Raw genomic sequence first — 22312 nt, 5'->3', positions numbered from 1 at the left:
GCGACCCGTGGAATCTTCCGGATCCGTGGTTACGCCGGCGGCCGATGTCGCGAATATCGGTTGTGCAGGCCCACGGATGGGCCCGCGTCCAGCCCCATAACCACGGAGGAATTCTCATGGGTCTTCAGATCGCAACCAACGTCGGTGCACTCAACGCGTACCGCAACCTCTCTGTCAACCAGAACGACGTCTCGAAGTCGCTCGAGAAGCTCTCGAGCGGTCTGCGCATCAACCGTGCAGCCGATGACGCCGCCGGCCTCGCCATCTCCGAGGGCCTGCGTTCGCAGGTCAACGGTCTGAACGTCGCAGCCCGCAACGCTCAGGACGGCATCTCGGTCATCCAGACCGCAGAAGGCGCGCTCACCGAGGTCCACTCGATCCTGCAGCGTGTCCGCGACCTCGCGGTCCAGGCCGGCAACGACTCGAACAACACCGAGTCGCGCGACGCCATCAAGACCGAGATCGACTCGCTGGGCGAGGAGCTCACCCGCGTCGCCGCCAGCACGAACTTCAACGGGATCAAGCTGCTCGACAGCGCGAACACCCTGACGTTCCAGGTCGGCGCAGGCTCCGAGGCCGCCGAGGACCAGATCGGCGTCACGCTGACCGACTTCTCGGGCCTGGGCGCCACGATCGGCGCTCTGACGGTCGACACCGCGGCCAACGCACTCACCTCGATCGGCGCGATCGATGACGAGATCACGGCCGTCTCGACCGCTCGCGCGGGTCTCGGTGCGGTGCAGAACCGCTTCGAGTCGACGATCAACTCGCTGCAGGTCTCGGCCGAGAACCTCGCCGCAGCGAAGAGCCGCATCGCGGACACCGATATGGCCGCCGAGATGGTCAAGTACACCGCCTCGAACATCCTGCAGCAGGCCGGCACCGCCATGCTCGCTCAGGCGAACCAGTCGGGCCAGGGCGTCCTGCAGCTTCTCCGTTGAGTCGCTGCGCCTGAGGCGCACAGGGCGCCCGGGCGGAGTCACCTCCGCCCGGGCGCCTTCCTGTAGGACACCCTTGACCGCAACGCACGGAAGACGACCGGGATGAAACTCGACGGACTGGTATCAGGGCTCAAGACCGAAGAGCTCATCAAGGCGCTCATGGACGTCTCGGCGATCCCGAAGACGCTCATCACGAACAAGATCACCGACCGCAACTCGGTCATCACCAACCTGCAGTCGCTGAACAAGACGCTGCAGGAGCTCGTCGACAAGGCCAAGACCGCCGCGGGTCCCAGCTCTCTGGCATCCTTCACCGCGTCCTCGTCGTCCGAGACGGTCACGATCACCGCCGGCAGCAAGGCGACCGCATTCTCGACCGCCATCGTGGTGGATGCCGTCGCCACAGCGCACTCCGTCGTCACCGCTGCCGCAGGAGGAACAGCGTGGGGCGGCACCTTCACCCTCGTGGGATCCGACGGCGAAGCCGTCGAGGTCACTCCGCTGGGCACCGGTCCGCAGGACCTCGCGAAGGCGATCAACGCGTCGAAGGCCGGCGTGAGCGCGACCGTCGTGCCCGCGGGAACGGATGCCGACGGCAAGCCGCTCTCGCGCATCCAGCTCACCTCCGCCGAGACGGGCGCGGCTGGTGCCTTCAGCCTGCACCGCGGAACCGCGGCGGAGGTCACCTCCGGAACCGCGGTCGATCTCGGTGCCGCCCCCGGCGCCGCACTGCTCACCCAGGGCGCGGATGCCCGCATCCGCCTCTTCGCCGGCACCGACGCCGAGCAGACCCTGAACAGCGCGAGCAACACCATCACCGTCGGAGAGGGCATCGAGGTCACCGTCACGAAGGCCAGTGCCGACCCCGTCACCGTGACCGTCGCACGCGACGCCAAGAAGCAGAGCTCGACGGCGGAGGCGTTCGTCAAGGAGATCGCCGCGCTGCTGGTGCGCATCGACAACGGCTCGAAGGCGACCATCGGCGAGGTCGGCGAGACCACGACCCTCGGCGTCTTCACCGGCGACAGCACGGTGCGAAACCTCCGCGGCGCGCTGGCGACCGCCGTGCAGCATCCGATCGACGGCATCTCGCCCTCGACGATCGGCATCACCGTCAGCGACAAGGGCGTGCTCTCGTTCGACGCCGAGAAGTTCGCCGCAGCTCTCGCAGAAGACCCGGAGGGCACGCAGGAGCTGTTCTCGGCGGTCTCGGCGCGGGTGCAGGACGTGACGACCCAGTACTCCGACAAGTACGACGGCCTCCTGACCAAGCGCATCACCGGCCAGGAGGACGAGGTCAAGACGCTCAAGACCCAGGTCGAGCGCTGGGACATCCGGCTCGAACAGCGCCGCGCCACCCTCGAACGCACGTACGCGCAGCTCGAGGTGCAGCTCTCGAAGCTGCAGTCGCAATCGTCGTGGCTGACCAGCCAGCTCGCCGGACTCACCCCGTCGGATTCCTGACCTCGTCCTCGTGACATCGCATCGCATCGGAGCACGTACTCATGGCACTCACCTCACTCGACCGGGCCAAGCAGCAGTATCTGGAGCAGCAGGTGGCCTCCGCCACGCCTGAGCGCCTTCTCGTGTTGCTCTACGACCGCCTCCTGGTCGACATCGAGCGCGCGGACGCCTGCCAGGAAGCGGGGGATTGGGCGGCTGCGGGGAACCACCTCGTGCACGCGCAGCAGATCGTCGCCGAGCTCAACGGCTCGCTCACCGATGAGTGGGACGGCTCCGCAGAGCTGCACGGCGTGTACACCTACCTCACGGGACGCCTGATCACCGCCAACATCGCTCGAGACCGCGCGGCGACCGCGGAATGCCGAGCTCTCGTCGTGCCGCTCCGCGAAGCGTGGCATGCGGCGGCTGCGGCGGTCGCGTCGACCGCGCAGACCCCCATCACGGCCCTGGCCTGAGCGACCGTGCCCGAAAATCTCTCGGCCTGGCTGACGGTGCTCGACCAGTTCGAGCGCGCCCTCGACGCCGCCGACGAGCACCTCGACGAGCAGTCCTTCGAGGCGCCGGACGGCCCCGTCCCCGAGGAGCTGCGCGAGCGTGCCGAAGCCGTGCTCGCGCGGCAGCAGCTCATGATCGGCGGACTCGTCACATCGCGCGCCAATGTGGCTCGCGAGATCGCCGCACTGCGGCGCGTGCCGACCTCCACCCAGAATGTGCCGGCATATCTCGACGTCGAGGGTTGAGCACAGCGGTTACATGGATGCCCGGGTGTCGCGATAGTCGGCACAGAGCACGGATCGCTCGACGATTGGCCAGGGATCGGCCTCTCCACCAACATCCCGGAGTGCCCCCGTGCTCGAATCCGTCACGTCCTCTGCGCTCATCAGCGCGCTCGACGGGCTGGCCCTGCGCCAACGCTCGATCGCCGAGAACATCGCCAACGTCAACACGCCGGGCTACCAGGCCCAGCGCGTGCGGTTCGAGGATGAACTCCGTTCTGCTGTCCAGGGCGGCTCCGGAAGCGTCGCCGCGACGGTCGAGCGCTCGCTCGAGCCGACCAGGCTGAACGGCAACAACGTCAACCTCGACACCGAGACGCTCTCGAACATCGACACCGTGCTGCGTTTCCAGTTCGCGAGTCAGGCGATCGGCGGTCAGGCGGCCTCGATCACCAAGGCGATCGGGCAGGCCTCCGCATGACCTTCGACGCGATCGGCATCGCCGGCACCGGCCTGACCGCGCACCGCAAGTGGCTCGACGCGCTCAGCGACAACATCGCCAACGTGAACACCGCGACACCCGCAGGCCAGGAGGCGTTCCGGGAGAAGTTCGTGACCGTGCAGGCCGGCACCGACAGCCCCGGCGTGTACGTCGCCGGCGTCGTCGAATCCGAGGCCGACGCGAAGCTCGTGTACGACCCCGAGCACCCCTATGCGAACGAGGACGGCTACGTGCAGTACCCGAACGTCGAGCTCGGCGACCAGATGAGCATGCTGATCCTCGCCCAGCGCGGATACGAGGCGAACGCCGCTGTCGTCGACCGGGCGAAGACGACCTACGAGGCAGCGCTGCAGATCGGCCGCAACTGATGTCGGGCATCGAGGCCATCGGCGCCTCCGGTGTCGCGCCGCTCTCGGCGCTCAGCTTCGAGACGGGCCCGGACGCGACCAGCGCTCCTGCCTCCGGAAACGCCTTCGCCACGACGCTCTCGGGGGCGATGGAGAACCTGCAGCAGCTGCAGTCGACGTCGAACGAGCTCGCCGTGCAGGCGGTCACGGGAGACCTGCAGGACATCCATCAGGCGATGATCGCGTCGACGCGCGCCTCGGTGACGCTCGACCTGGTGGTGGCCGTGCGTGACCGCAGCGTCTCGGCGTTCAACGAGATCATGAGGATGCAGGCCTGACGATGCCCAAGATGCTCACGACCTACTACGACCGCGCCAAGCAGGTCGTCTCAGGATTCTCCCTCGCACAGCGCACGATCGCCATCATCGGTGTCGCGCTGCTCGTGATGGGCGCCATCGCCCTCGGCGCGTGGCTCACCAAGCCGCAGATGAGCCCGCTCTTCACCGGCCTGAGCGCCGGCGACGCGTCGGCCGTCGTCGAGCAGCTGAAGTCGGCAGGCGTGACCTACGAGCTCGCCGAGGGAGGCGCGACGATCCTCGTTCCCGACGACCAGGTCTATCCGCAGCGTCTCGCGGCGGCATCCGCCGGGCTGCCCGGCGACACCAGCGAGGGCTACACCCTGCTCGACGAGATGGGTGTGACGGCGAGTGAATTCCAGCAGTCGGTGACCTACAAGCGTGCCATCGAGGGCGAGCTGGCCAGCACGATCGGCGCGATGGAGGGCATCTCGACGGCGTCGGTGCAGCTGGCGATCCCGGAGGAGAGCGTCTTCGTCTCGGAGCAGCAGAGCCCGACCGCATCCGTGTTCGTGAAGACCCGCAACGGCTCAGGGCTCAGCGACGAGAAGATCGAGGCGATCGTGCACCTCACGAGCGCCGCCGTGCCGGGGATGACGCCGGAGGACGTCGCGGTGACCGATCAGGACGGCCGCGTGCTCTCGGCGGTCGGCACCGGGCTCACCGGGAACTCCTCGAAGCAGGCGACGGAGCATGAGGCCAAGGTCGCGGCATCCGTCAGCAAGATGCTCGAGACGATCGTCGGGCCCGGCAACGCGACGGTGACGGTATCGGCCGATGTCGCGAACTCCACATCCGAGCGCATGGACGAGACGTACTCGGCCCCCGAGGGCGAGCTGAGCGCATCGGAGCAGACCAAGACCGAGACCTACAACGGCGGCGAGGGCGGAGGTGCCGGCGTGCTCGGCCCCGACAACATCGCGGTTCCCAACGGCGCCGAGGGGACCGGCGCCTATGAGTTCGAGGAGACCTCTCGCAACAACGCCGTCAACAAGTCGACGGAGAAGACCATCACCCCCGCCGGAGAGGTGACGCGGCAGACCGTCAGCATCGCGCTCAACCGCGGGACGGTCACCGGAGTGACGGCGAACCAGATCGAATCGCTCGTGGCATCTGCGGCAGGGATCGATGTCGAGCGCGGCGACGAGATCGCCGTCGAGTTCGTCGAGTTCAACCAGGCGGGTGCGACGGCGGCGCAGACAGCGCTGCAGGCGGCGGAGGCCGAGCGCGACGCGCAGTTCCAGCAGGAGCTGCTGCGCTCTGCGATCATCGGCGGCGCGATCCTGCTCGCGGCGATCATCCTGATCGTCTTCCTCATCGTGCGCCGCAAGATGAAGCGTCGGGTGATGTACACCGAAGACGGACCGATCGAGTACTTCGCGACGGTCACCGAGAGCGAGGAGCAGAAGCTCCGCTCGCTCAGAGGGCTGAAGGAGGCCGAGGCGATCATCGCCCCGGCGCCGACCAAGCTGCTGCCGTCCGCGTCGGCCGATCTGGACGATGAGCCCGAGCCCGACAAGGTGCTGGTCGAGCGCCGTCGCCGGGAGATCGACGACCTCGCCAAGCGCGAACCCGACACGATCGCCAGCGCACTGGCCGACCTGATGGATGAGGCGACCGTATGAGCGCGCTGACCGAGCTGCTGGACGCGCAGGCCGACACGGTCGAGGTGTCGGCCGTCGAGGCGCCGGCACCCGTGGCTGCGCCGGAGATGAGCGGACTGCGCAAGGCCGCGATCGTGCTGATGAACATGGATCGCGCCGCCAGTGCCGAAGTGCTCCGCCACCTCGGCGAGGAGCGGTCCGAGATGCTCGCGGCCGAGCTGACACAGCTCGGGGGAGTGGACGTGGCCTCGACGGCCCGTGCTCTCGGCGAGTTCCGGCGCATCGCCACCGGCGGCTCGGTGCCGTCGCGGGGCGGACAGGAGCTCGCCACCGGACTGCTCGAGACGGCATTCGGCCGCGAGAAGGCGGTCGGGATGGTCGGCCGAGTCATGTCGCAGGGGTCGGTCTCGTTCGACTTCCTCAATGCTGCGGACCCGGCCCAGCTCGCCACGATCATCGAGGGTGAGCTTCCGACCACCGTCGCCGTCGTACTGGCCAATCTCAGAGCCGATCGTGCGGCGGCGGTTCTCGCCGCCCTGCAGGATCCCCTGCGCACGGACGTCGCTCAGGCGATCGCGACGATGGGCACCGCCACGCAGGAGGCGATCTCGATCGTGGCCGACTCGCTGCGCTCGCGCACCGGCGTCTTCGCGATGCGCGACAACCATGAGTCCATCGGAGGCGTGCAGCCTCTCGTCGAGATCATCAACCGCTCGGACACCGCGCTCGAGAAGTCGCTCCTCGCAAGCCTCGAAGGCCGTGATCTCGCCCTGGCCGAGGACATCCGCAGCCGCATGGTCACGTTCGCCGACATCGCGCGCCTCGAGGATCGCGACGTCCAGCGGGTGATGCGCGGTATCGACCTGCGCATGCTCGCCCTCGCGCTGAAGGGCGCGGACGACCAGATCACCGACAAGGTGAAGAGCAACATGACGGAGCGCAACCAGGAGAACCTCGCTGAGGAGACCCGAGTCCTCGGTCCCGTGCGCATGCGTCAGGTCGATGAGGCCAGAGCCGAGATCGTGCGCATCATCCGCGACCTGGAAGCCGCGGAGGAGATCACGATCTCGCGCGAAGACGAGGATGAGCTCATCGAGTGATCCCTCTGACGGCAGGTGAGTCGGCCGATCCGGTTACGGACGCAGCCGGGTGTCGCGATAGTGGGTCTGGAGCACGGATCGCTCGACCTACGGGCCACGGACAGGCCTCGCCCTTCGATTCCGAGGTGTCCGCCGTGCTCGATTCCGCCTTCACGCCACTGGTCGTGCCGCGCGTCGGCGAGACGCCCATGGACCTCCGCGGCGAGGCCGACAGGGCCCGCACCCGTGGCTATGCCGACGGCTTCGCCGAGGGCCGCAGGCTCGCCCTCGACGAGGGAGAGGTGCAGCACGCCGCGCAGCAGCAGCGGATGCACGAACTCCAGGAGCTGTACCTGCATGAGCGCGGCTCGGGTCTGCGCGCGTTGGAGAGCGCGCACGCGGCCCTCGACCGCCGCATCGACGAGCTGAGCATGCTCGCCGCCGATCGCATCGAAGAGCTCGCCGTCGCCCTCGCCACCACGATCCTCGGAGCAGAGCTGTCGGATCCGGCACGTTCGGCGGCGCATGCGCTGCGCCGGGCGCTCACGGAGATGCCGGCGGAGCGCTGGACAGGGGTCGCCTTCAGCGAGCAGGACGTCGCAGTCCTGCAGGACGAGATGTCGTCGATCGACGCGTTGCGCGGCATCCGGATCTCCGCCTCTCCGGCCGTGGACAACGGCGGCGCCATCGTCGAGATCGAGAACGGGGCCGTCGACACGCGCATCACGTCGGCGCTCGCCCGCGCGGCCGCAGCACTCGACGGCGACGAACAGGATGCCGAGGTGATCGTGTGATCACCGCGACGCGGTCGTGGAACCGTGCGCTGCTGGCAGCGCGCCCGGAGCGCTCAGGAACCGTGAAAGCCGTGCGAGGGCTCGGCGTCGAGGTGCTGGGCATCGACGGCGCGGTCGGCGACCGCATCCGCATCGACGCGACCGACGGCCGTGTGGTGGATGCCGAGATCGTCGCCGTCGACGGAGCCGCCGCCCGCTGCATGCCGCTGGGCAGGCTCGACGGGATCACCGCCCGTGCCCGGGTGCGGCACGGAGGAGCGCCGCTGCAGGTGCCGACCGGACGAGCGCTGCTCGGACGCGTGCTCGACGGACTCGGGCGGCCGATCGACGGCAAGGGGCCGCTCGACCGGGGTGTCGCTCCCGTCTCGCTCGACCACGATGCGCCGAGCGTCATGGATCGCCAGCGCATCGATCGTCAGCTCGGCCTCGGCGTCCGCGTGCTCGACACGATGACGCCGGTGGGTTCGGGGCAACGTCTCGGGCTCTTCGCCGGCTCCGGCGTCGGCAAGTCGTCGCTGATGTCGATGATCGCCCGTGGCTCCACTGCCGATGTGAACGTCATCGCCCTCGTCGGGGAGCGCGGTCGCGAGGTGCGCGAGTTCCTCGAGGACGACCTGGGCCCCGAGGGTCTGGCGCGGTCGGTGGTGGTCGTCGCGACCTCGGATCAGCCCGCGATGGCGCGCCTGCGCTCGGCATTCGTCGGGACCAGGATCGCCGAGGCGTTCCGCGACGACGGCCTCGACGTGGTGCTGATGATGGACTCCCTCACGCGCGTCGCCATGGCGCAGCGCGAGATCGGGCTCAGCGCCGGCGAACCGCCCGCCACCCGCGGGTATCCGCCGTCGACGTTCTCGGTGCTGGCCCGCCTGCTCGAGCGCGCAGGAACCGGACCCGTCGGATCGATCACCGGCCTGTACACGGTGCTCGTCGACGGCGACGACCACAACGAGCCGATCGCGGACGCCGCGAGAGGAATCCTCGACGGCCATGTGGTGCTCGACCGCGCGCTGGCGATCCGCGGACACTTCCCCGCGATCGACGTGCTCGGCTCGGTGTCTCGCGTCGTGTCGAAGATCACCACTCCTGAGCAGCGTCAGGACGCGGTGATGCTGCGCAGCGTGCTGGCGGCTCGTCGCAGCGCGAACGACCTCATCGAGATCGGCGCCTACCGCCAGGGAGCGAACCCGATGGTCGACGCCGCCCTCGCGCACGAAGGAGCGATCTCGCGCTTCCTCACCCAGCGGATGGACGATCTTGCGGCGTCCGACGACTCCTGGCAGCAGCTCGCCGCCCTCACCACAGACTTCAGAGGACTCACCCCATGACCTTCCCACTGGCTGGCCTGCTGCGCGTGCGCGGCGCCCAGGAGCGTGTCGCCGCCGAGCAGCTGTCGCGTGCGAGCGCGGAACGGGCGCAGGCCGAGCTCGACGAGCAGACCGCGATCTCGAGCCTCGCCGACATCAGCGCGCAGATCGACGATCCACGAGCGCTCATGGCCATGGCCGCCGCTCGCGCCGCGGGACGCAGCACGCTCAGCGATCTGCAGGCGCTCGTCGAGATGAGGCGCGGCACCGAGTCGGAGGCGAAGTCGGCCCACGTCGAAGCGCGGCGCGACCTGAAGGGACTCGAGCGGCTCGAGAGCACCCACCGCGTGGAGGCGACCAAGGCCGAGCTCGCCGCGGAGCAGTCGGCGCTCGATGAGATCGCTGTGGTCCGCACCGCGCGACGTGAGGGGAGCGCCGCATGACCGGGCTCGCGGCGGTGATCGCCCGCGTCGACGCGATCGAGACGCAGATCGTGTCGCTGGATCCGGCAGGCCGCGCGGCGGCGGCGTCGGCTGCAGCGACCGCGACCGCGGCGACCGCCGAGACATCGGCGGCGAGCGCGACGACGTTCGCTGGAGTCCTCGAAGCGGCGAAGGCGGCCTCGACGCCGGAAGCACCCGCTGCCGGCCAGACCCCGCAGACTGCGGCGGCGGCAGCCGGCACGGGAGCGGGCGGCGAAGCGAGCGCTGAGGTCATCTCGGCGCTGCAGACGCTGTTCTCGGCCAATGCCACCGGCGCAGACAGCTCGACGGCGTCGATGCAGAAGATCATCGAGATGCTCGGATGACCGCCGTGGGGCTGCTCGCGACGGTGGCGGGTTCAGGAACTGGCGAAACGGAGACAGGTGGACGATCTTCGGCCGTTTCGGGCTCTCTGTTCGGCGACGCGCTGATCGCCGCTGGACGGGTGCTCGACGGTGCGACGGATCAGGACGCAGCGACGCTCACGCCGGACGGACAGGACGCGCCGACTGCCGAGGAGACTGCGGCATCCGACGACGCGAGCGGGGCAGAGGCGCCGATCGCGACCGTGATGCACCTCACCACGCAGTTCGTTCCGGCCGTGGCTGCGGCGGCCCCTGCACCCACGTCGGCGCCTGCGCAGAGGGCGCCGGACGCGACGACGCCGGATGCGACGACGCTCGTGCAGACGGCGCCGGAGGCAGCGGGGAGCGCCCGCAGCGCTCTCCCCGCTCCCGCCGCAGCGTCGGGTGAGGCGCGCCCTGCCGAGCTCCCCACAGGCCCGGCCGCGGCAGCCGTCGAGACGGGCGCGACGGTGACCTCCCCGCCTCTCAGCGTGTCGGCGCCGGAACGGACTCCTGCGCCTGAGATCTCATCGGCATCGGCATCGGCATCGGCATCGGCATCGGCATCGGCGAGCGGCGCTGACGGGGCGCCTCCTGTCGCCGGCGCCCGAGTACGCCCGGAGACCCTGTCGAGCGACGCTCCCCGTGACGCTCCGGTGACGGGTCAGCAGGACCCGGCGGAGGGGGACGCCGACCCGGCGACACCCTCCGCTGCCGCTGCGGCTCCGCGGTCCGAGTCCCCGCGGAGTGCGGTGTCGTCGACTCCGATCCCGACCACCGTCGGCGTCTCCGCTGCGTCCGTGATGGGCGGCCAGGCAGAGCCGCTGCCGGCGAGCGACTCCGTCGATCCGCTGCCGGGTCCGCAGTCCGGGTCGCCTCCTATGACTCTCGCTCCGGTCGCATCTCCGGCCGCGGCGACGGCCATGCCCGTGTCCTCGCCCGAAGCGGCCGCGTCGACCAACCGGGCCGTCGCCGCGCAGGTCGCACCCGTGGTGGTGAGCATCGCGCAGCGCCCGATGGGCACCCATCAGCTCACGATGACGGTGAACCCGGACAGCCTCGGGCCCGTCACCGTGCGCGCGCACATCAGCGCGGCGGGCGAGGTGCAGGTCGAGCTCAGCGGCGCCACCGATGCAGGGCGCGACGCGCTGCGGACCATGCTCGTCGACCTTCGCCGTGATCTCGCCGCGGTGATGCCGCACGCGACTCTCAACGTCTCCCACGGGGCATCGGCGGACACCGCCGGAGACCGCGGCCAGCAGGGCGCGGGCGATGCGTCACCGGAGCAGGGCTCCGGTGATCGCGACGCGCAGCGCGGACGCTCCGACCAGCGCCGCGGGGCCGAGCAGAGCCCCGATCTTTCCCGCATCATCCCGACGACGTCCTCTGCCGCATCCGGTGCAGGGCTCGACATCTTCGCCTGAGAGGACGACCGAATGACTGTCGACGCAGTGACCGCACCGAGCTCCATCCACACGGGAGGGACGACCGATCCCGCAGCCCGCAAGCAGGTGCTCGACGGCGAGGTGTTCCTCAAGCTGCTGGTGACGCAGCTGACCCATCAGGACCCCTCGAGCCCGATGGACACGAACGAGATGATCTCGCAGACGACCCAGCTCGCGATGATGGAGCAGCTCACCACGCTCGCCGACAACGGCGCCGAGGCCTTCGCCCTGAACATGCGTCAGGCGGCGAGCGCCCTGATCGGACAGGAAGCGAGCTACAAGGACGCCGACGGCAAGACCGTCTCGGGCATCGTGACCAAGGTCTCGTTCGACGGACCGATCCCGCAGGTGACCATCGGCGACAAGACGGTCGCGCTCGACGTCATCACCGGAGTCGCGACCGCACCGACCACCCCCGCACCGACCACCCCCGCTGCGCCCACCCCCGCCGCAGTCTGACCCCGTCTCACCCAGGAAGAGAGAAACCCCATGCTTCGCTCGCTCTACTCCGGAATCTCCGGTCTCCGCTCGCACCAGACCATGCTCGACGTCACGGGCAACAACATCGCCAACGTCAACACGGCAGGGTTCAAGGGCTCGTCCGTGCTGTTCCAGGACTCGCTGTCCCAGCTCATCGGCAACCCGGGCATCCCCGACGACGAGGTCGGAGGTCGCAACCCCGCCCAGGTCGGTCTGGGCGTGCAGGTCGCCGGCGTGCGCACCAACTTCGCTCAGGGCTCGGCCCAGGCGACGGGCCGCGGTGGCGACCTGATGATCTCGGGCGACGGCTTCTTCGCCGTCCGAGCCGGTGGAGAGACCCTCTACACGCGGGCGGGCGGCTTCTCGTTCGACCCCACCGGCAAGATGGTGACCGCCGACGGCTCGATCGTGCAGGGCTGGTCGGCGCAGGACGGCGTGGTGAACACGGGGCAGGCGACGGGCAACATCGTGCTGCCGCTCGAGGCGGTGTCACCTGCGAAGGCGACGACCTCGGCGACGGTGACCGGCAACCTGCCCTCGACCGCCGCGCTCGGTGACGAGCTGGTGCGCGACGTGACCGTCTACGACGCCCAGGGCACGCCGTCTACCCTCAGCCTGACCTTCACGAAGACGGCGGCCGGATGGGACGTGACCGAGCCGACCAGCGGCGCGACGGGGGCGCTGACCTTCACCGACGGCAAGCAGGCCGGCGCAGGCCTCACGCTCGCGGCCGGCGCCGTGAGCGTCGACCTGGGTGCGGTCACGGGCTACGCGAACATGTCGACGGTCGCCGTGACGGAGCAGGACGGATCGGCTGCCGGCACGTTGAAGTCCTACAGCATCACCGGCGACGGATCCATCGTCGGCACGTTCAGCAACGGTGCGACGCAGACGCTCGGCAAGATCGCCATGGCGACGTTCGCGAACCCCGAGGGGCTGGAGAAGGCGGGCGGCACGGCCTACCGCGCATCCGTGAACTCCGGAGCTGTGCGCATCGGGGAGCCGGGCCAGGCCGGCTTCGGCAACCTCGTCTCGGGTGCGCTGGAGATGAGCAACGTCGACCTCTCACAGGAGTTCACCAACCTCATCGTCGCCCAGCGCGGGTTCCAGGCCAACGCGCGCATCATCACCACGAGCGACGAGGTCCTGCAGGAGCTCACGCAGCTCAAGCGCTGATCGCCTGCGCCGACTCGGTCGGACACGCGCGACGAGGCCCGCCCCTGGTTACCGGGGGCGGGCCTCGTCGCGATAGTCGGAGCAGACTTCCCCCTCTCATCCGAAGCCCGGAGAACCCCCGATGATCATCGTCACCCGCCTCGACCGCACCCGGTTCGCGGTGAACCCCGACCTGATCGAACGCATCCACGCCTCGCCGGACACCACTCTGCACATGGTCGACGGTCATGTGTACGTGGTCGAGGAGGATCTCGACGCCCTGATCGATCTGATCGTCGCGTACCGGGCGCGCGTGCTCGGCGCAGCCCAGGCACTGACCTCGCAGACGGGGGCATGACGGTGGATCCCGCATTCATCATCGGGGTGATCCTGGCGTTCGGCGCGCTGGTGGCGATGATCACGATGGAGGGGGCGAGCTTCGAGGCTCTGCTCATTCCGGCGCCGATGATCCTCGTGCTCGGCTCGACGATCGGCGTCGGCATCGCCAGCCACACCCTCCGCGACACGATCCTCGCTGTGAAGAGCCTCGGGCGCATGGTCAGGGGCCCGAAGATGACGCCGGAGGCGGTCATCCCCTTCCTCGTGGGGTATGCCGAGAAGGCCAGGGGCGAAGGTCTTCTGGCACTGGAGCAGGAGCTCGACTCGGCACCCGATGCATTCACCCGACAGGCGCTGCAGGCTCTCGCCGACGGAACGGATGCCGAGGATCTGCGCACGGTCATGGACGACGAGATCGCCGCGACATCGTCGCGCAACCGCGTGGCGTCGAAGTTCTTCGGCTCGCTGGGCGGATATGCGCCCACGATCGGGATCGTCGGCACCGTCGTCTCGCTGACGCACGTGCTCGAGAAGCTCGACGAACCCGACCACCTCGGGCCGATGATCGCTGCGGCCTTCGTCGCCACGCTCTGGGGTCTGCTCTCGGCCAACTTCATCTGGAACCCGATCGCCGGTCGCCTCGGACGGATCGGAGCCGTCGAGCTCGAGCGGATGACCCTGGTCTCGGAGGGCATGCTCGCCATCCAGGCCGGAAGCGCTCCGCACCTGCTCCAGGAGCGCCTCGAGGCGCTGTCGACCGTGAAGCCCAAGGCCGCCAAGAAGAGGCGCGAGCCCGAACGGGCAGAGGGCGTGCAATGAGCACAGCCCGTCGAGCTCGCGGTCGCGGGCATGAGGATGACTCGCACGATGAGCCGGACGAGCGCTGGGCCGTCTCGTACGCGGACATGGTCACGGTTCTGATGTGCCTGTTCATCGTGCTCTTCGCCGTGTCGAACGTCGACAAGACGAAGTTCGAACTGCTCGCGAACAGCCTCGCCACGGGTTTCGGGCAGGAGAGCACCGAGGGCGGTGCCGACACGGCCGAGGGCGTGATCGTGCCGCCTGAACTGCAGGACGATGACGGGGTGGTCGACCTCGCGGCGCGGGCCGAGATCGAGTTCGAGTCGCTCGAGGGACTGCGCGATCGCATGAGCACCTCGCTGGCGGCACAGGGCCTGCAGGACACGGTGCAGTTCGTCATCGACGACCGAGGGCTCCAGGTGGGGCTGGTCGGCGCAGAGACGTTCTTCGCCGACAACAGCACCGACCTCTCGGCGAAGGCGGACGCCGTGCTCGACACGATCGGAGACGTGCTCGTCACGGTCGACAACCAGGTGAGTGTCGAGGGGCACGCCGACCACCGCGTCTCCGCCGCACCCTTCGCCACCAACTGGGAGCTCTCCGGCGGGCGCGCGACCCAGGTGGCGCGGTTCCTCGTCGAGCACGAAGGCGTCGGAGGACCCCGTGTGAAGGCGACGGCGTTCTCGGACACCCGACCCATCGTGCCGGGCGACACCCCTCAGGCGCTGGCCAGCAACAGACGCGTCGACATCATCGTCGAATCGAACGAAGAAGAGCAGGTGAGAGCGCTGATACCCGCTCTTGCGGCTGCTGCGAACAACTGAGCTCACGTGAACACCACCGTCGAGGAGACCGTCATGACCGCATCCGCCGTGCTCGATGACCCCGCCCTGCGCCATCCGGCATACGATTTCGGACGCCCCGCCCAGCTCGGACGCGAGAGCACCCGCCATCTCGAAGCGGCCTTCGAGTCGTTCGCCCGGCTGTGGTCGTCCCAGCTCACGGCGAAGATCCGCGTGCGCGCCCACCTCGCACTCGAGACCGTCGAGCTCGTGTCCTACGAGGAGTACGCCGACACCCTGCCCGGCACGACGGCCATGGTCGCCGGCTCGTTCGCCGACCGCGACGAGCCGTGCGTCGTGCAGTTCGGCCTCGACAGCGCCCTGCTGTGGGTGGTGCAGATGATGGGCGGCAGGAGCACATCGCTTCCCGAAGCCCGCACCTTCACGCCGATCGAGCTCGCCCTCGTCCGCAACCTGATGGAGGGCACCTTCGAGCACCTCCACGCCAGCCTCGGCGCCCTGCTCCCTGGTGCACCGCGCTTCACCGCGGTGCACTACAACCCCCAGTACATGCAGGTCATCTCCGCGACGGCGGCCGTGATCGTCGCCCGATACACCATGCGTCTCGGCGATTCCGAGTCGACCGCGACGGTGATGCTGCCGGCGACCGCGGTCGTCGACCGCCTCGCGGCCACGGGATCGGACGCGGCATCGGCGCATTCGACGGATCAGACCCTGGAGCAGGTGCGCAGCACGCCGTTGGAGCTGACGCTGCGCCTCGCGCCGATCACGATCGGCACCGGAGAGATCCTCGATCTCGCACCGGGCGACCTGCTGCGCCTGCCTCACCCCGAGACCCGGCCGTACGAGCTCATGGCCGGGCAGACCCGGATAGCTCTCGCGACACCGGGCAGCAGAGGCTCGCGCCTCACCTGCAAGATCACGACCACCCATGAGGAGACCCACTGATGAGCACCTTCCACGAGACCGCCATCGCCGCGGCGATCGCCGGCAAGCTGCCGTTCGGCTACCCCGTGATCCCGGCACCGTCCACCGACCCCGGCGCGTCGGGCGACGCGGTGGTCGTCACCTTCACGGGCAGCCCCGGGGCCCGCATCGCGATCCAGGTCATCGACCCGTCGCAGCTCGAGGACGGCTCCAAGAACGCTCAGCTGGCCGATCGCCTGCACCCGATCTTCGAGGCGGCCGCCGCCGTGCTCGGCAGCGGCTCGCTCGGCGACGGAGCCGTGGTCGACGCCGCCGAGGTCTTCACCGATTCGGGGACCCAGGTGTTCGACATGGTCGACGCCGACGGCAGCGTCGTGGCGCGCGCATCCGTGCGCATCGACGGAGCCAGGGCGGCATCCGCGTCGGGTCCGCAGCGGCTCAACCGCATCGCGGGGGTCGAGATGGAGCTCGTGGTCGAGATCGGGCGCACGCGGATGCCGGTGCGCGACGTGCTCTCGCTCGAGCCTGGCCGTGTGGTCGAGCTCGACCGCGCCGCCGGGTCTCCCGCCGACATCAAGCTCAACGGCCGACTGATCGGGCACGGCACGGTCGTCGTCGCCGAGGGCGACTTCGCGATCCGCGTCGAGCGCATCCTCGACAGCGCCGAGACGGTCTGAGCGTGGACGACATCCTCGTCGCGCTCCGTGCGATCGTCGCGCTGGGAGCGGTGCTCGGGCTGCTGCTCTTCCTGAGCCGCCGCCTGCAGAAGTCGCAGGCGAAGGGCGTGAGTCCGCTGGCAGGGCTGATGCCGAAGAAGCTCGCCAAGCTGACCGAGATCGTGCCGACGCGGCCCGCCGCGGCGCCGCGTGCGCGCCCGGAGAAGATCACCGTGGTGGCGAGGTCGGGCATCGGCGGCAAGGCACAGCTCGTCGTAGCGGAGTTCGGCGGCATCCGCTACGTGCTCGGCGTGACGGAGCACGGGATCAACGTCGTCGACACCCAGGAGGCTCCTCCTCTCGAGCAGGAGGAGGTCGTCTCCTCGGACGTACGATCCGCCTCCGTCGAGATGCCCGACGACATCGTCGACCGCGCGCTGCGCTCGGTCGCCTGATGCGCGGTCAGCGCATCGGTCGACGCGGTTACGTGCACCTCGTGATGTCGCGATAGTCGACTGCGAGCACGGATCGCTCGACCCCCTGGCTACGGATCGGCCACGCCACCCATCTTCGGAGTGCCGCCGTGCCCGCATCCGCCGCAGTCGCCGCGCCGACGTCTGCGCGCGCACCGCGACTGCCTCGCCGCGTGTGGGTGCTGCTCGCCGCGGCGCTCGTCGTCGTGACCGCACTCGTGCTGCTGCAGGCCACAGGGGCGCACGCAGCGGCGATGCACGTCCCGACTCAGGTCGGTGACGGCGAGGGCGACGGCGTCACGATCAACGGCATCAACGGGGCGCCGTCCGACAGCATCATGACGTTGCTGGGCATCACCGTGCTCAGCGTCGCTCCGGCGCTGCTGCTGATGATGTCGAGCTTCACCAAGATCTTCGTCGTGCTGGCCCTCACCCGGAACGCGCTCTCGCTGCCGTCGATCCCGCCGAACCAGGTGCTGGCCGGTCTCAGCCTGTTCCTGACGCTGTTCATCATGTGGCCGGTGCTCACCGACATCAACACCGTCGCCGTCGCGCCGTTCACCGACGGCCAGATCGACTTCGGCAGGGCGTTCGAGCTCGCCCAGGAGCCCCTGCGGCAGTGGATGCTCTCGTACACGCGCGAAGAGGACATCGCGCTGATGCATCGCGCAGCGCAGATGGAGAACCCCACCGACGCCGCGAGCATCCCGCTGCAGACGCTCGTCCCGGCCTTCATGATCAGCGAACTGCGCGCGGCGTTCCTCATCGGGTTCATCATCTTCGTGCCGTTCCTCGTCATCGACCTGGTGGTCGCGAGCGCACTCATGTCGATGGGCATGATGATGCTGCCGCCCGTCATGATCTCGTTGCCGTTCAAGATCCTCCTGTTCCTGCTCATCGACGGATGGGGCATGGTCATCACCGCGCTCGTCCAGTCCTACAACGGGGGTGGCGGGTGAACCCCGAAGCGGTCATCGACATCGGTCAGGCGGCGCTCATCGTCGGTGCGAAGCTCTGCGCGCCTCTGCTCATCACCGCCCTGGTGGTGGGCTTCGCGATCTCGCTGCTGCAGTCCATCACCCAGGTGCAGGAGATGACGATCTCGTTCGTGCCGAAGCTCGTCGCCGTCGGCATCGCGCTCCTCGTCACGGGGCACTGGATGATCGCCGAGATGATCGCGTTCACGAACGAGATGTTCGCGCGGATACCGTCGCTGCTGAACGGCGGCTGATGAACATCCCGATCGATTTCACCTGGCTGGAGGCGACCTCGCTCGCCTGCGTGCGGATCACGGCATTCCTGGTCCTCGCCCCGCCGTTCAGTCACGGCACGATCCCGATGCGGATCCGCGCGATGCTCGGCGTCGGTCTCGCTCTCGCCGTGTCACCGGTCGTGACCGCAGGGTATGAGCGCCTCGACACCGGGGCCTTCATGCTCGCGCTGGCAGGGCAAGCCCTCACGGGGGCGCTCCTCGGCTTCCTCGTGATGGTGCTCTTCAGCGCGATCCAGGGCGCCGGCCACCTCGTCGACACCTTCGGCGGGTTCCAGCTGGCCCAGGCCTTCGATCCCGGCATGGCGATCAACGGCGCACAGTTCACCCGACTGTTCCAGATGACCGCGATCATGCTGCTGTTCGCCTCGGACGGATACCAGCTGGTGCTCGGCGGTCTGTTCCGATCGTTCGACGCGGTGCCGGTCACCGGCATGATCGATCTCGCCAAGCCCGCCGAGGCGCTCGTCGGCGCTGCGGGACAGATGATGCTCAGCGCGGTGCAGATCGCGGGACCGCTGCTCATCGTGCTCTTCCTCGCCGACGTCGGACTCGGTCTGGTCAGCCGCGTCGCGCCCGCCCTGAACGCCTTCGCGATGGGCTTCCCGATCAAGATCGGTCTCACGCTCCTGCTCGTCGGATTCGTCTACGCGGCGCTCCCGAGCGTGGTCGCCGTGATCGCCGAGGAGGCTGCGCGACTGCTCCTGGGGGTGACCCGATGAGCGAGACCGACACCGGCGAACGCACCGAGAAGGCGACCGAGCGTCGCCTGAAGGAAGCGCGGAAGAAGGGCCAGATCGGCCGCAGCCAGGACTTCACGGCCTGGGTCTGCATCGCCGCCGCGGCCGTCATGATGGTGCCGACGATCGCCTCGGGCACGCAGGTGGTCACCGAGCTGTTCCTCGCCGTGACGCCCGTCGCGATGAACCCCACCGACGGCGCTGCCATGGATGTGCTGAGCTCGGCCATCACCTCGCTCGGTGGCATCCTGCTCCCGATGCTGGTGGTGGTGCTGCTCGCCACCACGGCCACCGCGGTCGCGCAGGGCGGCATCCACCTGCGCGGGGTGACCATGCGCACCGAGCAGTTCAACATCGTGTCGGGCGTCAAGCGCGTCTTCGGCCGGCAGGCGCTCTGGGAGGGCGCCAAGGCGCTGCTGAAGACCGTGGCCATCGGGCTCGCACTGTGGATCGTCGTCTCGGGTCTCGTCCCGGTACTGATGGCCAGCGGCAGCCACAACATCACCTGGCTGCTCGAGCAGGCGGCCGGGGGAGCGGTCGCGCTGCTGCAGGTCGCCGTGGCGGTGGGCATCCTGCTCGCAGCGATCGACGTGGCGGTGGTCATGCGGCGCAACCGCAAGCACACGCACATGACGAAGAACGAAGCCAAGGACGAGCACAAGAAGACCGAGGGCGACCCGCTCGTGCGCTCCCAGCGCCGCTCGCGGCAGCTCGCCATGAGCCGCAACAGGATGATCGCCGCGGTGGGCGACAGCGACGTCGTGCTCGTGAACCCCACGCACGTGGCGGTGGCGCTGCGCTACGAGCCGGGCAAGTCGGCGCCACGGGTCGTGGCGAAGGGCGCGGGGATCGTCGCGCAGAAGATCCGCGAGAAGGCGGAGGAGAACGGCGTGCCGATGATCAGGGACATCCCTCTCGCACGCGCGCTGCACTCGGCCTGCGAGATCGGGCGGGAGATCCCCGAAGAGCTCTACACCGCGGTCGCCCAGGTGCTCGCCTTCATCGAGCACCTCAAACGTCGAGGCTCGGCCAGGGGAACGCACACGATGCCCTTCGCCAGCACCAGGGACCGCGGCCTGTGAGTCCGGCCGCGAGCACATCAGAACGAGCAGAGAGAATCAGAAGGCGAGACGCATGATCGGTCAGCTGTTGTCCAAGGGGGCTGTTCCCGTCGGTGTGGTGGGGATCATCCTCCTGCTCATCGTGCCCATCCCGACCGGTCTGCTCGACGTGCTCATCGTCCTGAACATCTCGTTCGCGCTGCTGATCCTCCTGACCGCGATGTTCGTGAAGAAGCCTTTGGACTTCTCGGTGTTCCCGAGTCTGCTGCTCGTCGCGACCCTCTTCCGGCTCGGCCTCAACGTCGCGTCGACCCGCCTCGTGCTCAGCGAGGCCCACGCGGGTCAGGTGATCCAGGCGTTCGGTCAGATCACCATCAGCGGCTCACTCGTGATCGGTGCCGTGATCTTCCTCATCCTCACCGTCATCCAGTTCGTCGTGGTCACCAAGGGTGCCGAGCGCGTCGCCGAGGTGGGCGCGCGCTTCACGCTCGACGCCATGCCGGGCAAGCAGATGGCGATCGACGCCGACCTGAACGCCGGTCTGATCACGGATGACGAGGCGCGCAGGCGACGCGCAGAGGTCGCCGCGGAGGCGGACTTCTACGGTGCGATGGACGGTGCGTCGAAGTTCGTCAAGGGAGATGCGATCGCGGGCATCGTGATCGTGGTCATCAACTTCGTCGGCGGCATCATCATCGGCATGGTGCAGCACGGCATGGACGTGGGCGAGGCGCTCGAGACGTACAGCATCCTCACCATCGGTGACGGGCTGGTGACCCAGATCCCCGCACTGCTCATGGCGGTGTCGACCGGCATGATCGTCACGCGTGAGAACGCGGAGGCCGAGATGGGTCAGGCCGCCGGCCGTCAGCTCATGCAGTCCCGCAACGCCCTGGTGATCACCGGACTCGCCGCCATCGCCATGGGGTTCATCCCCGGGATGCCGCTCGTGATCTTCCTGGCGATCGGTGCAGTACTGCTGTTCGCGGCATCCCGCGTGAAGGCGAACGAGGACCGCGATGCCGCACGTGAAGCGGATGCCCTGCAGCAGGAGGCCGTCGAGGCCGGCACCGAGGGCCCGGAGGACCTCATGGACCGGATGCGCGTGCACGCCCTCGAGATCTCGCTGTCTCCCGACATCGTCGATCTCGCCTCAGGGGGAGCGGGAGATCTGCTCACCCGGGTGAAGTCCCTCCGCCGCAAGCTCGCCCTCGACATCGGCATCCTCATGCCGCCGGTGCGCACGCGGGACAACATCGAGCTGCCCGCGCAGACGTACTCGATCCTCATCGCCGGGGTCGAGGCCGGACGCGGGTCGGTTCCTCGGGGCCACGTTCTCGCGATCGGCACGGGACTCGAGCAGCTTCCGGGCACGGCCGTGGTCGACCCGGTGTTCGGTCTCGAGGGCAAGTGGGTCCCCGCCGAGATGTCGCACGCCGCCGACATGGCCGGCGCGACGGTGATCGATCGGGCGAGCGTCATCATCACCCACCTCTCCGACATCGTGCAGAGCCAGGCCGACCGCCTGCTCTCCCTCGAAGACGTCCGCCAGCTGACCGAGCACTTGAAGCAGTCCAGCCCTGCGACGGTCGAGGAACTCACCCCGGCCGTGCTGTCGCTCGCCGCGATCCAGCGCGTGCTGGCGGGGCTCCTCTCCGAGCGGGTGCCGATCAACGACCTGGCGCGTATCTACGAGGCGCTCGCACTCCGAGGCAAGACGTCGACGGAGACGGCGGGTCTCATCGACGCGGCCAGGGCGGCGCTCGGGCCGGCGATCGCCTCGCGCTTCGCCGAGGACGGACGCATCCGGGTCGTCATGTTCGAGCCGATCCTCGAGCAGCAGATGCTCGAGGGCATGCGCGTCGTCGACGGTCACCCGCAGATCGTGCTGACGCCGGAGGCGACGATGCAGGTGCTCGAGAACGTGCGCCGCACTGTCGCCGAACTCGACCAGGTCGGTCCGGAGCCCGTTCTCGTCTGCGCGCCGTCGCTGCGACAGGCGGTGCGTCGGATGGTGTCATCGCAGGTCAGCGGCCTTCCGGTGCTCTCCTACGACGAGGCTGCGGCGGGCGGTCTCGCGACCGACGTGGTCGGCGTCGTCCGCATGACGCAGTCGGCTCTTCCCAGCGGCGCGTTGTAGCGCTCGATTCTGCTCATTTATGAGTTGAGTGCGATACGTTTGTGAGCAGAGGGCGCACCGGCGCTCACGCCATGGAAGGCAGACGACGC

The 22312-nt window shown here is 68.9% G+C and carries 27 protein-coding genes; all 27 read left to right on the top strand.

All coding sequences use genetic code 11. The features are described 5' to 3' along the window. Positions 1–116: 116 nt before the first annotated feature. The 27 genes from ACIPV5_RS11770 (at position 117) to ACIPV5_RS11640 (ending at position 22223) form a co-directional block, all read left to right on the top strand. The gene (locus tag ACIPV5_RS11770; protein ID WP_053096345.1) at positions 117–941 is read left to right on the top strand and encodes a flagellin; all 825 of its coding nucleotides are present in this window, start codon (positions 117–119) and stop codon (positions 939–941) included. 102 nt (positions 942–1043) lie between these two features. Beyond that, entirely contained in the window at positions 1044–2405 is a 1362-nt protein-coding gene (gene fliD / locus ACIPV5_RS11765) for a flagellar filament capping protein FliD (RefSeq protein WP_400341070.1), read from the top strand. Positions 2406–2446: 41 nt separating this feature from the next. Beyond that, positions 2447–2860 (top strand): flagellar export chaperone FliS, encoded by a 414-nt coding sequence (fliS, locus tag ACIPV5_RS11760; protein WP_187249705.1) that lies wholly within the window; start codon positions 2447–2449, stop codon positions 2858–2860. A 6-nt stretch (positions 2861–2866) separates the two neighbouring features. After that, the gene (locus ACIPV5_RS11755; RefSeq protein ID WP_400341069.1) at positions 2867–3145 is read left to right on the top strand and encodes a hypothetical protein; all 279 of its coding nucleotides are present in this window, start codon (positions 2867–2869) and stop codon (positions 3143–3145) included. A gap of 109 nt (positions 3146–3254) precedes the next feature. Further along, positions 3255–3602 (top strand): flagellar basal body rod protein FlgB, encoded by a 348-nt coding sequence (flgB, locus tag ACIPV5_RS11750; RefSeq protein WP_053096341.1) that lies wholly within the window; start codon positions 3255–3257, stop codon positions 3600–3602. Next, positions 3599–3991, top strand: coding sequence for a flagellar basal body rod protein FlgC (gene flgC, locus ACIPV5_RS11745; RefSeq protein ID WP_053096340.1), 393 nt, complete (start codon positions 3599–3601; stop codon positions 3989–3991). Before flgB ends, flgC begins: the two co-directional genes overlap by 4 nt. Continuing rightward, positions 3991–4308, top strand: coding sequence for a flagellar hook-basal body complex protein FliE (gene fliE, locus ACIPV5_RS11740; RefSeq protein WP_056278838.1), 318 nt, complete (start codon positions 3991–3993; stop codon positions 4306–4308). The genes flgC and fliE overlap by 1 nt, the downstream gene beginning before the upstream one ends. Positions 4309–4310: 2 nt before the next feature. Beyond that, positions 4311–5951 carry a flagellar basal-body MS-ring/collar protein FliF gene (gene fliF / locus ACIPV5_RS11735; protein WP_400341068.1) on the top strand — a complete coding sequence of 547 codons (1641 nt, stop codon included), beginning with the start codon at positions 4311–4313 and terminating at the stop codon, positions 5949–5951. Then, entirely contained in the window at positions 5948–7030 is a 1083-nt protein-coding gene (gene fliG / locus ACIPV5_RS11730; RefSeq protein WP_230100771.1) for a flagellar motor switch protein FliG, read from the top strand. The genes fliF and fliG overlap by 4 nt, the downstream gene beginning before the upstream one ends. A 134-nt stretch (positions 7031–7164) precedes the next feature. Next, complete coding sequence (locus tag ACIPV5_RS11725; RefSeq protein WP_230100772.1) at positions 7165–7803, top strand: FliH/SctL family protein; 639 nt, start codon at positions 7165–7167, stop codon at positions 7801–7803. Beyond that, positions 7803–9128 carry a FliI/YscN family ATPase gene (locus tag ACIPV5_RS11720; RefSeq protein WP_400341270.1) on the top strand — a complete coding sequence of 442 codons (1326 nt, stop codon included), beginning with the start codon at positions 7803–7805 and terminating at the stop codon, positions 9126–9128. Before ACIPV5_RS11725 ends, ACIPV5_RS11720 begins: the two co-directional genes overlap by 1 nt. Further along, positions 9125–9550 (top strand): hypothetical protein, encoded by a 426-nt coding sequence (locus ACIPV5_RS11715; RefSeq protein ID WP_072591340.1) that lies wholly within the window; start codon positions 9125–9127, stop codon positions 9548–9550. The genes ACIPV5_RS11720 and ACIPV5_RS11715 overlap by 4 nt, the downstream gene beginning before the upstream one ends. Then, a complete protein-coding gene (locus ACIPV5_RS11710; RefSeq protein ID WP_400341067.1) occupies positions 9547–9915 on the top strand; it encodes a hypothetical protein in 369 nt (122 codons plus the stop codon). The genes ACIPV5_RS11715 and ACIPV5_RS11710 overlap by 4 nt, the downstream gene beginning before the upstream one ends. Then, positions 9912–11357: a hypothetical protein gene (locus ACIPV5_RS11705; RefSeq protein WP_400341066.1), complete on the top strand. Its 1446-nt coding sequence runs from the start codon at positions 9912–9914 to the stop codon at positions 11355–11357. Before ACIPV5_RS11710 ends, ACIPV5_RS11705 begins: the two co-directional genes overlap by 4 nt. Before the next feature lie 12 nt (positions 11358–11369). Next, the gene (locus ACIPV5_RS11700; protein ID WP_400341065.1) at positions 11370–11837 is read left to right on the top strand and encodes a flagellar hook capping FlgD N-terminal domain-containing protein; all 468 of its coding nucleotides are present in this window, start codon (positions 11370–11372) and stop codon (positions 11835–11837) included. A gap of 30 nt (positions 11838–11867) precedes the next feature. Continuing rightward, positions 11868–13034, top strand: a complete 1167-nt coding sequence (locus ACIPV5_RS11695; protein ID WP_400341064.1) for a flagellar hook protein FlgE — start codon at positions 11868–11870, stop codon at positions 13032–13034. 121 nt (positions 13035–13155) lie between these two features. After that, the gene (locus tag ACIPV5_RS11690) at positions 13156–13371 is read left to right on the top strand and encodes a flagellar FlbD family protein (protein WP_042541095.1); all 216 of its coding nucleotides are present in this window, start codon (positions 13156–13158) and stop codon (positions 13369–13371) included. Positions 13372–13373: 2 nt separating this feature from the next. After that, positions 13374–14171 carry a motility protein A gene (locus tag ACIPV5_RS11685; protein WP_400341268.1) on the top strand — a complete coding sequence of 266 codons (798 nt, stop codon included), beginning with the start codon at positions 13374–13376 and terminating at the stop codon, positions 14169–14171. Continuing rightward, positions 14168–14977, top strand: a complete 810-nt coding sequence (locus ACIPV5_RS11680; protein ID WP_053096330.1) for a flagellar motor protein MotB — start codon at positions 14168–14170, stop codon at positions 14975–14977. The genes ACIPV5_RS11685 and ACIPV5_RS11680 overlap by 4 nt, the downstream gene beginning before the upstream one ends. Positions 14978–15010: 33 nt before the next feature. Then, positions 15011–15904, top strand: a complete 894-nt coding sequence (locus ACIPV5_RS11675; protein ID WP_285365411.1) for a flagellar motor switch protein FliM — start codon at positions 15011–15013, stop codon at positions 15902–15904. Then, complete coding sequence (locus ACIPV5_RS11670) at positions 15904–16560, top strand: FliM/FliN family flagellar motor switch protein (RefSeq protein WP_053096328.1); 657 nt, start codon at positions 15904–15906, stop codon at positions 16558–16560. The genes ACIPV5_RS11675 and ACIPV5_RS11670 overlap by 1 nt, the downstream gene beginning before the upstream one ends. Positions 16561–16562: 2 nt before the next feature. Beyond that, entirely contained in the window at positions 16563–16994 is a 432-nt protein-coding gene (locus ACIPV5_RS11665) for a flagellar biosynthetic protein FliO (RefSeq protein ID WP_400341063.1), read from the top strand. Positions 16995–17122: 128 nt separating this feature from the next. Beyond that, complete coding sequence (gene fliP, locus ACIPV5_RS11660; RefSeq protein WP_400341062.1) at positions 17123–17971, top strand: flagellar type III secretion system pore protein FliP; 849 nt, start codon at positions 17123–17125, stop codon at positions 17969–17971. After that, positions 17968–18243, top strand: a complete 276-nt coding sequence (gene fliQ, locus ACIPV5_RS11655; RefSeq protein WP_042541106.1) for a flagellar biosynthesis protein FliQ — start codon at positions 17968–17970, stop codon at positions 18241–18243. Before fliP ends, fliQ begins: the two co-directional genes overlap by 4 nt. After that, a complete protein-coding gene (locus ACIPV5_RS11650) occupies positions 18243–19004 on the top strand; it encodes a flagellar biosynthetic protein FliR (protein ID WP_042541108.1) in 762 nt (253 codons plus the stop codon). Before fliQ ends, ACIPV5_RS11650 begins: the two co-directional genes overlap by 1 nt. Continuing rightward, a complete protein-coding gene (locus ACIPV5_RS11645; RefSeq protein WP_056278827.1) occupies positions 19001–20104 on the top strand; it encodes a flagellar biosynthesis protein FlhB in 1104 nt (367 codons plus the stop codon). The genes ACIPV5_RS11650 and ACIPV5_RS11645 overlap by 4 nt, the downstream gene beginning before the upstream one ends. Positions 20105–20156: 52 nt before the next feature. Continuing rightward, a complete protein-coding gene (locus ACIPV5_RS11640; protein ID WP_053096325.1) occupies positions 20157–22223 on the top strand; it encodes a flagellar biosynthesis protein FlhA in 2067 nt (688 codons plus the stop codon). The last annotated feature ends 89 nt before the right edge of the window (positions 22224–22312 follow it).

The organism is Microbacterium sp. NPDC090014 (genome assembly GCF_044748285.1).
Taxonomy (GTDB): Bacteria; Actinomycetota; Actinomycetes; order Actinomycetales; family Microbacteriaceae; genus Microbacterium.
This window is presented reverse-complemented; position numbering and strand designations above follow the sequence as displayed.

Coding starts and splice junctions, on each gene's coding strand:
- ACIPV5_RS11770 (WP_053096345.1), top strand. CDS start 117: ATGGGTCTTCAGATCGCAACCAACGTCGGTGCACTCAACGCGTACCGC.
- fliD (WP_400341070.1), top strand. CDS start 1,044: ATGAAACTCGACGGACTGGTATCAGGGCTCAAGACCGAAGAGCTCATC.
- fliS (WP_187249705.1), top strand. CDS start 2,447: ATGGCACTCACCTCACTCGACCGGGCCAAGCAGCAGTATCTGGAGCAG.
- flgC (WP_053096340.1), top strand. CDS start 3,599: ATGACCTTCGACGCGATCGGCATCGCCGGCACCGGCCTGACCGCGCAC.
- fliE (WP_056278838.1), top strand. CDS start 3,991: ATGTCGGGCATCGAGGCCATCGGCGCCTCCGGTGTCGCGCCGCTCTCG.
- fliF (WP_400341068.1), top strand. CDS start 4,311: ATGCCCAAGATGCTCACGACCTACTACGACCGCGCCAAGCAGGTCGTC.
- fliG (WP_230100771.1), top strand. CDS start 5,948: ATGAGCGCGCTGACCGAGCTGCTGGACGCGCAGGCCGACACGGTCGAG.
- ACIPV5_RS11715 (WP_072591340.1), top strand. CDS start 9,125: ATGACCTTCCCACTGGCTGGCCTGCTGCGCGTGCGCGGCGCCCAGGAG.
- ACIPV5_RS11710 (WP_400341067.1), top strand. CDS start 9,547: ATGACCGGGCTCGCGGCGGTGATCGCCCGCGTCGACGCGATCGAGACG.
- ACIPV5_RS11705 (WP_400341066.1), top strand. CDS start 9,912: ATGACCGCCGTGGGGCTGCTCGCGACGGTGGCGGGTTCAGGAACTGGC.
- ACIPV5_RS11700 (WP_400341065.1), top strand. CDS start 11,370: ATGACTGTCGACGCAGTGACCGCACCGAGCTCCATCCACACGGGAGGG.
- ACIPV5_RS11695 (WP_400341064.1), top strand. CDS start 11,868: ATGCTTCGCTCGCTCTACTCCGGAATCTCCGGTCTCCGCTCGCACCAG.
- ACIPV5_RS11690 (WP_042541095.1), top strand. CDS start 13,156: ATGATCATCGTCACCCGCCTCGACCGCACCCGGTTCGCGGTGAACCCC.
- ACIPV5_RS11680 (WP_053096330.1), top strand. CDS start 14,168: ATGAGCACAGCCCGTCGAGCTCGCGGTCGCGGGCATGAGGATGACTCG.
- ACIPV5_RS11675 (WP_285365411.1), top strand. CDS start 15,011: ATGACCGCATCCGCCGTGCTCGATGACCCCGCCCTGCGCCATCCGGCA.
- ACIPV5_RS11670 (WP_053096328.1), top strand. CDS start 15,904: ATGAGCACCTTCCACGAGACCGCCATCGCCGCGGCGATCGCCGGCAAG.
- ACIPV5_RS11650 (WP_042541108.1), top strand. CDS start 18,243: ATGAACATCCCGATCGATTTCACCTGGCTGGAGGCGACCTCGCTCGCC.
- ACIPV5_RS11645 (WP_056278827.1), top strand. CDS start 19,001: ATGAGCGAGACCGACACCGGCGAACGCACCGAGAAGGCGACCGAGCGT.
- ACIPV5_RS11640 (WP_053096325.1), top strand. CDS start 20,157: ATGATCGGTCAGCTGTTGTCCAAGGGGGCTGTTCCCGTCGGTGTGGTG.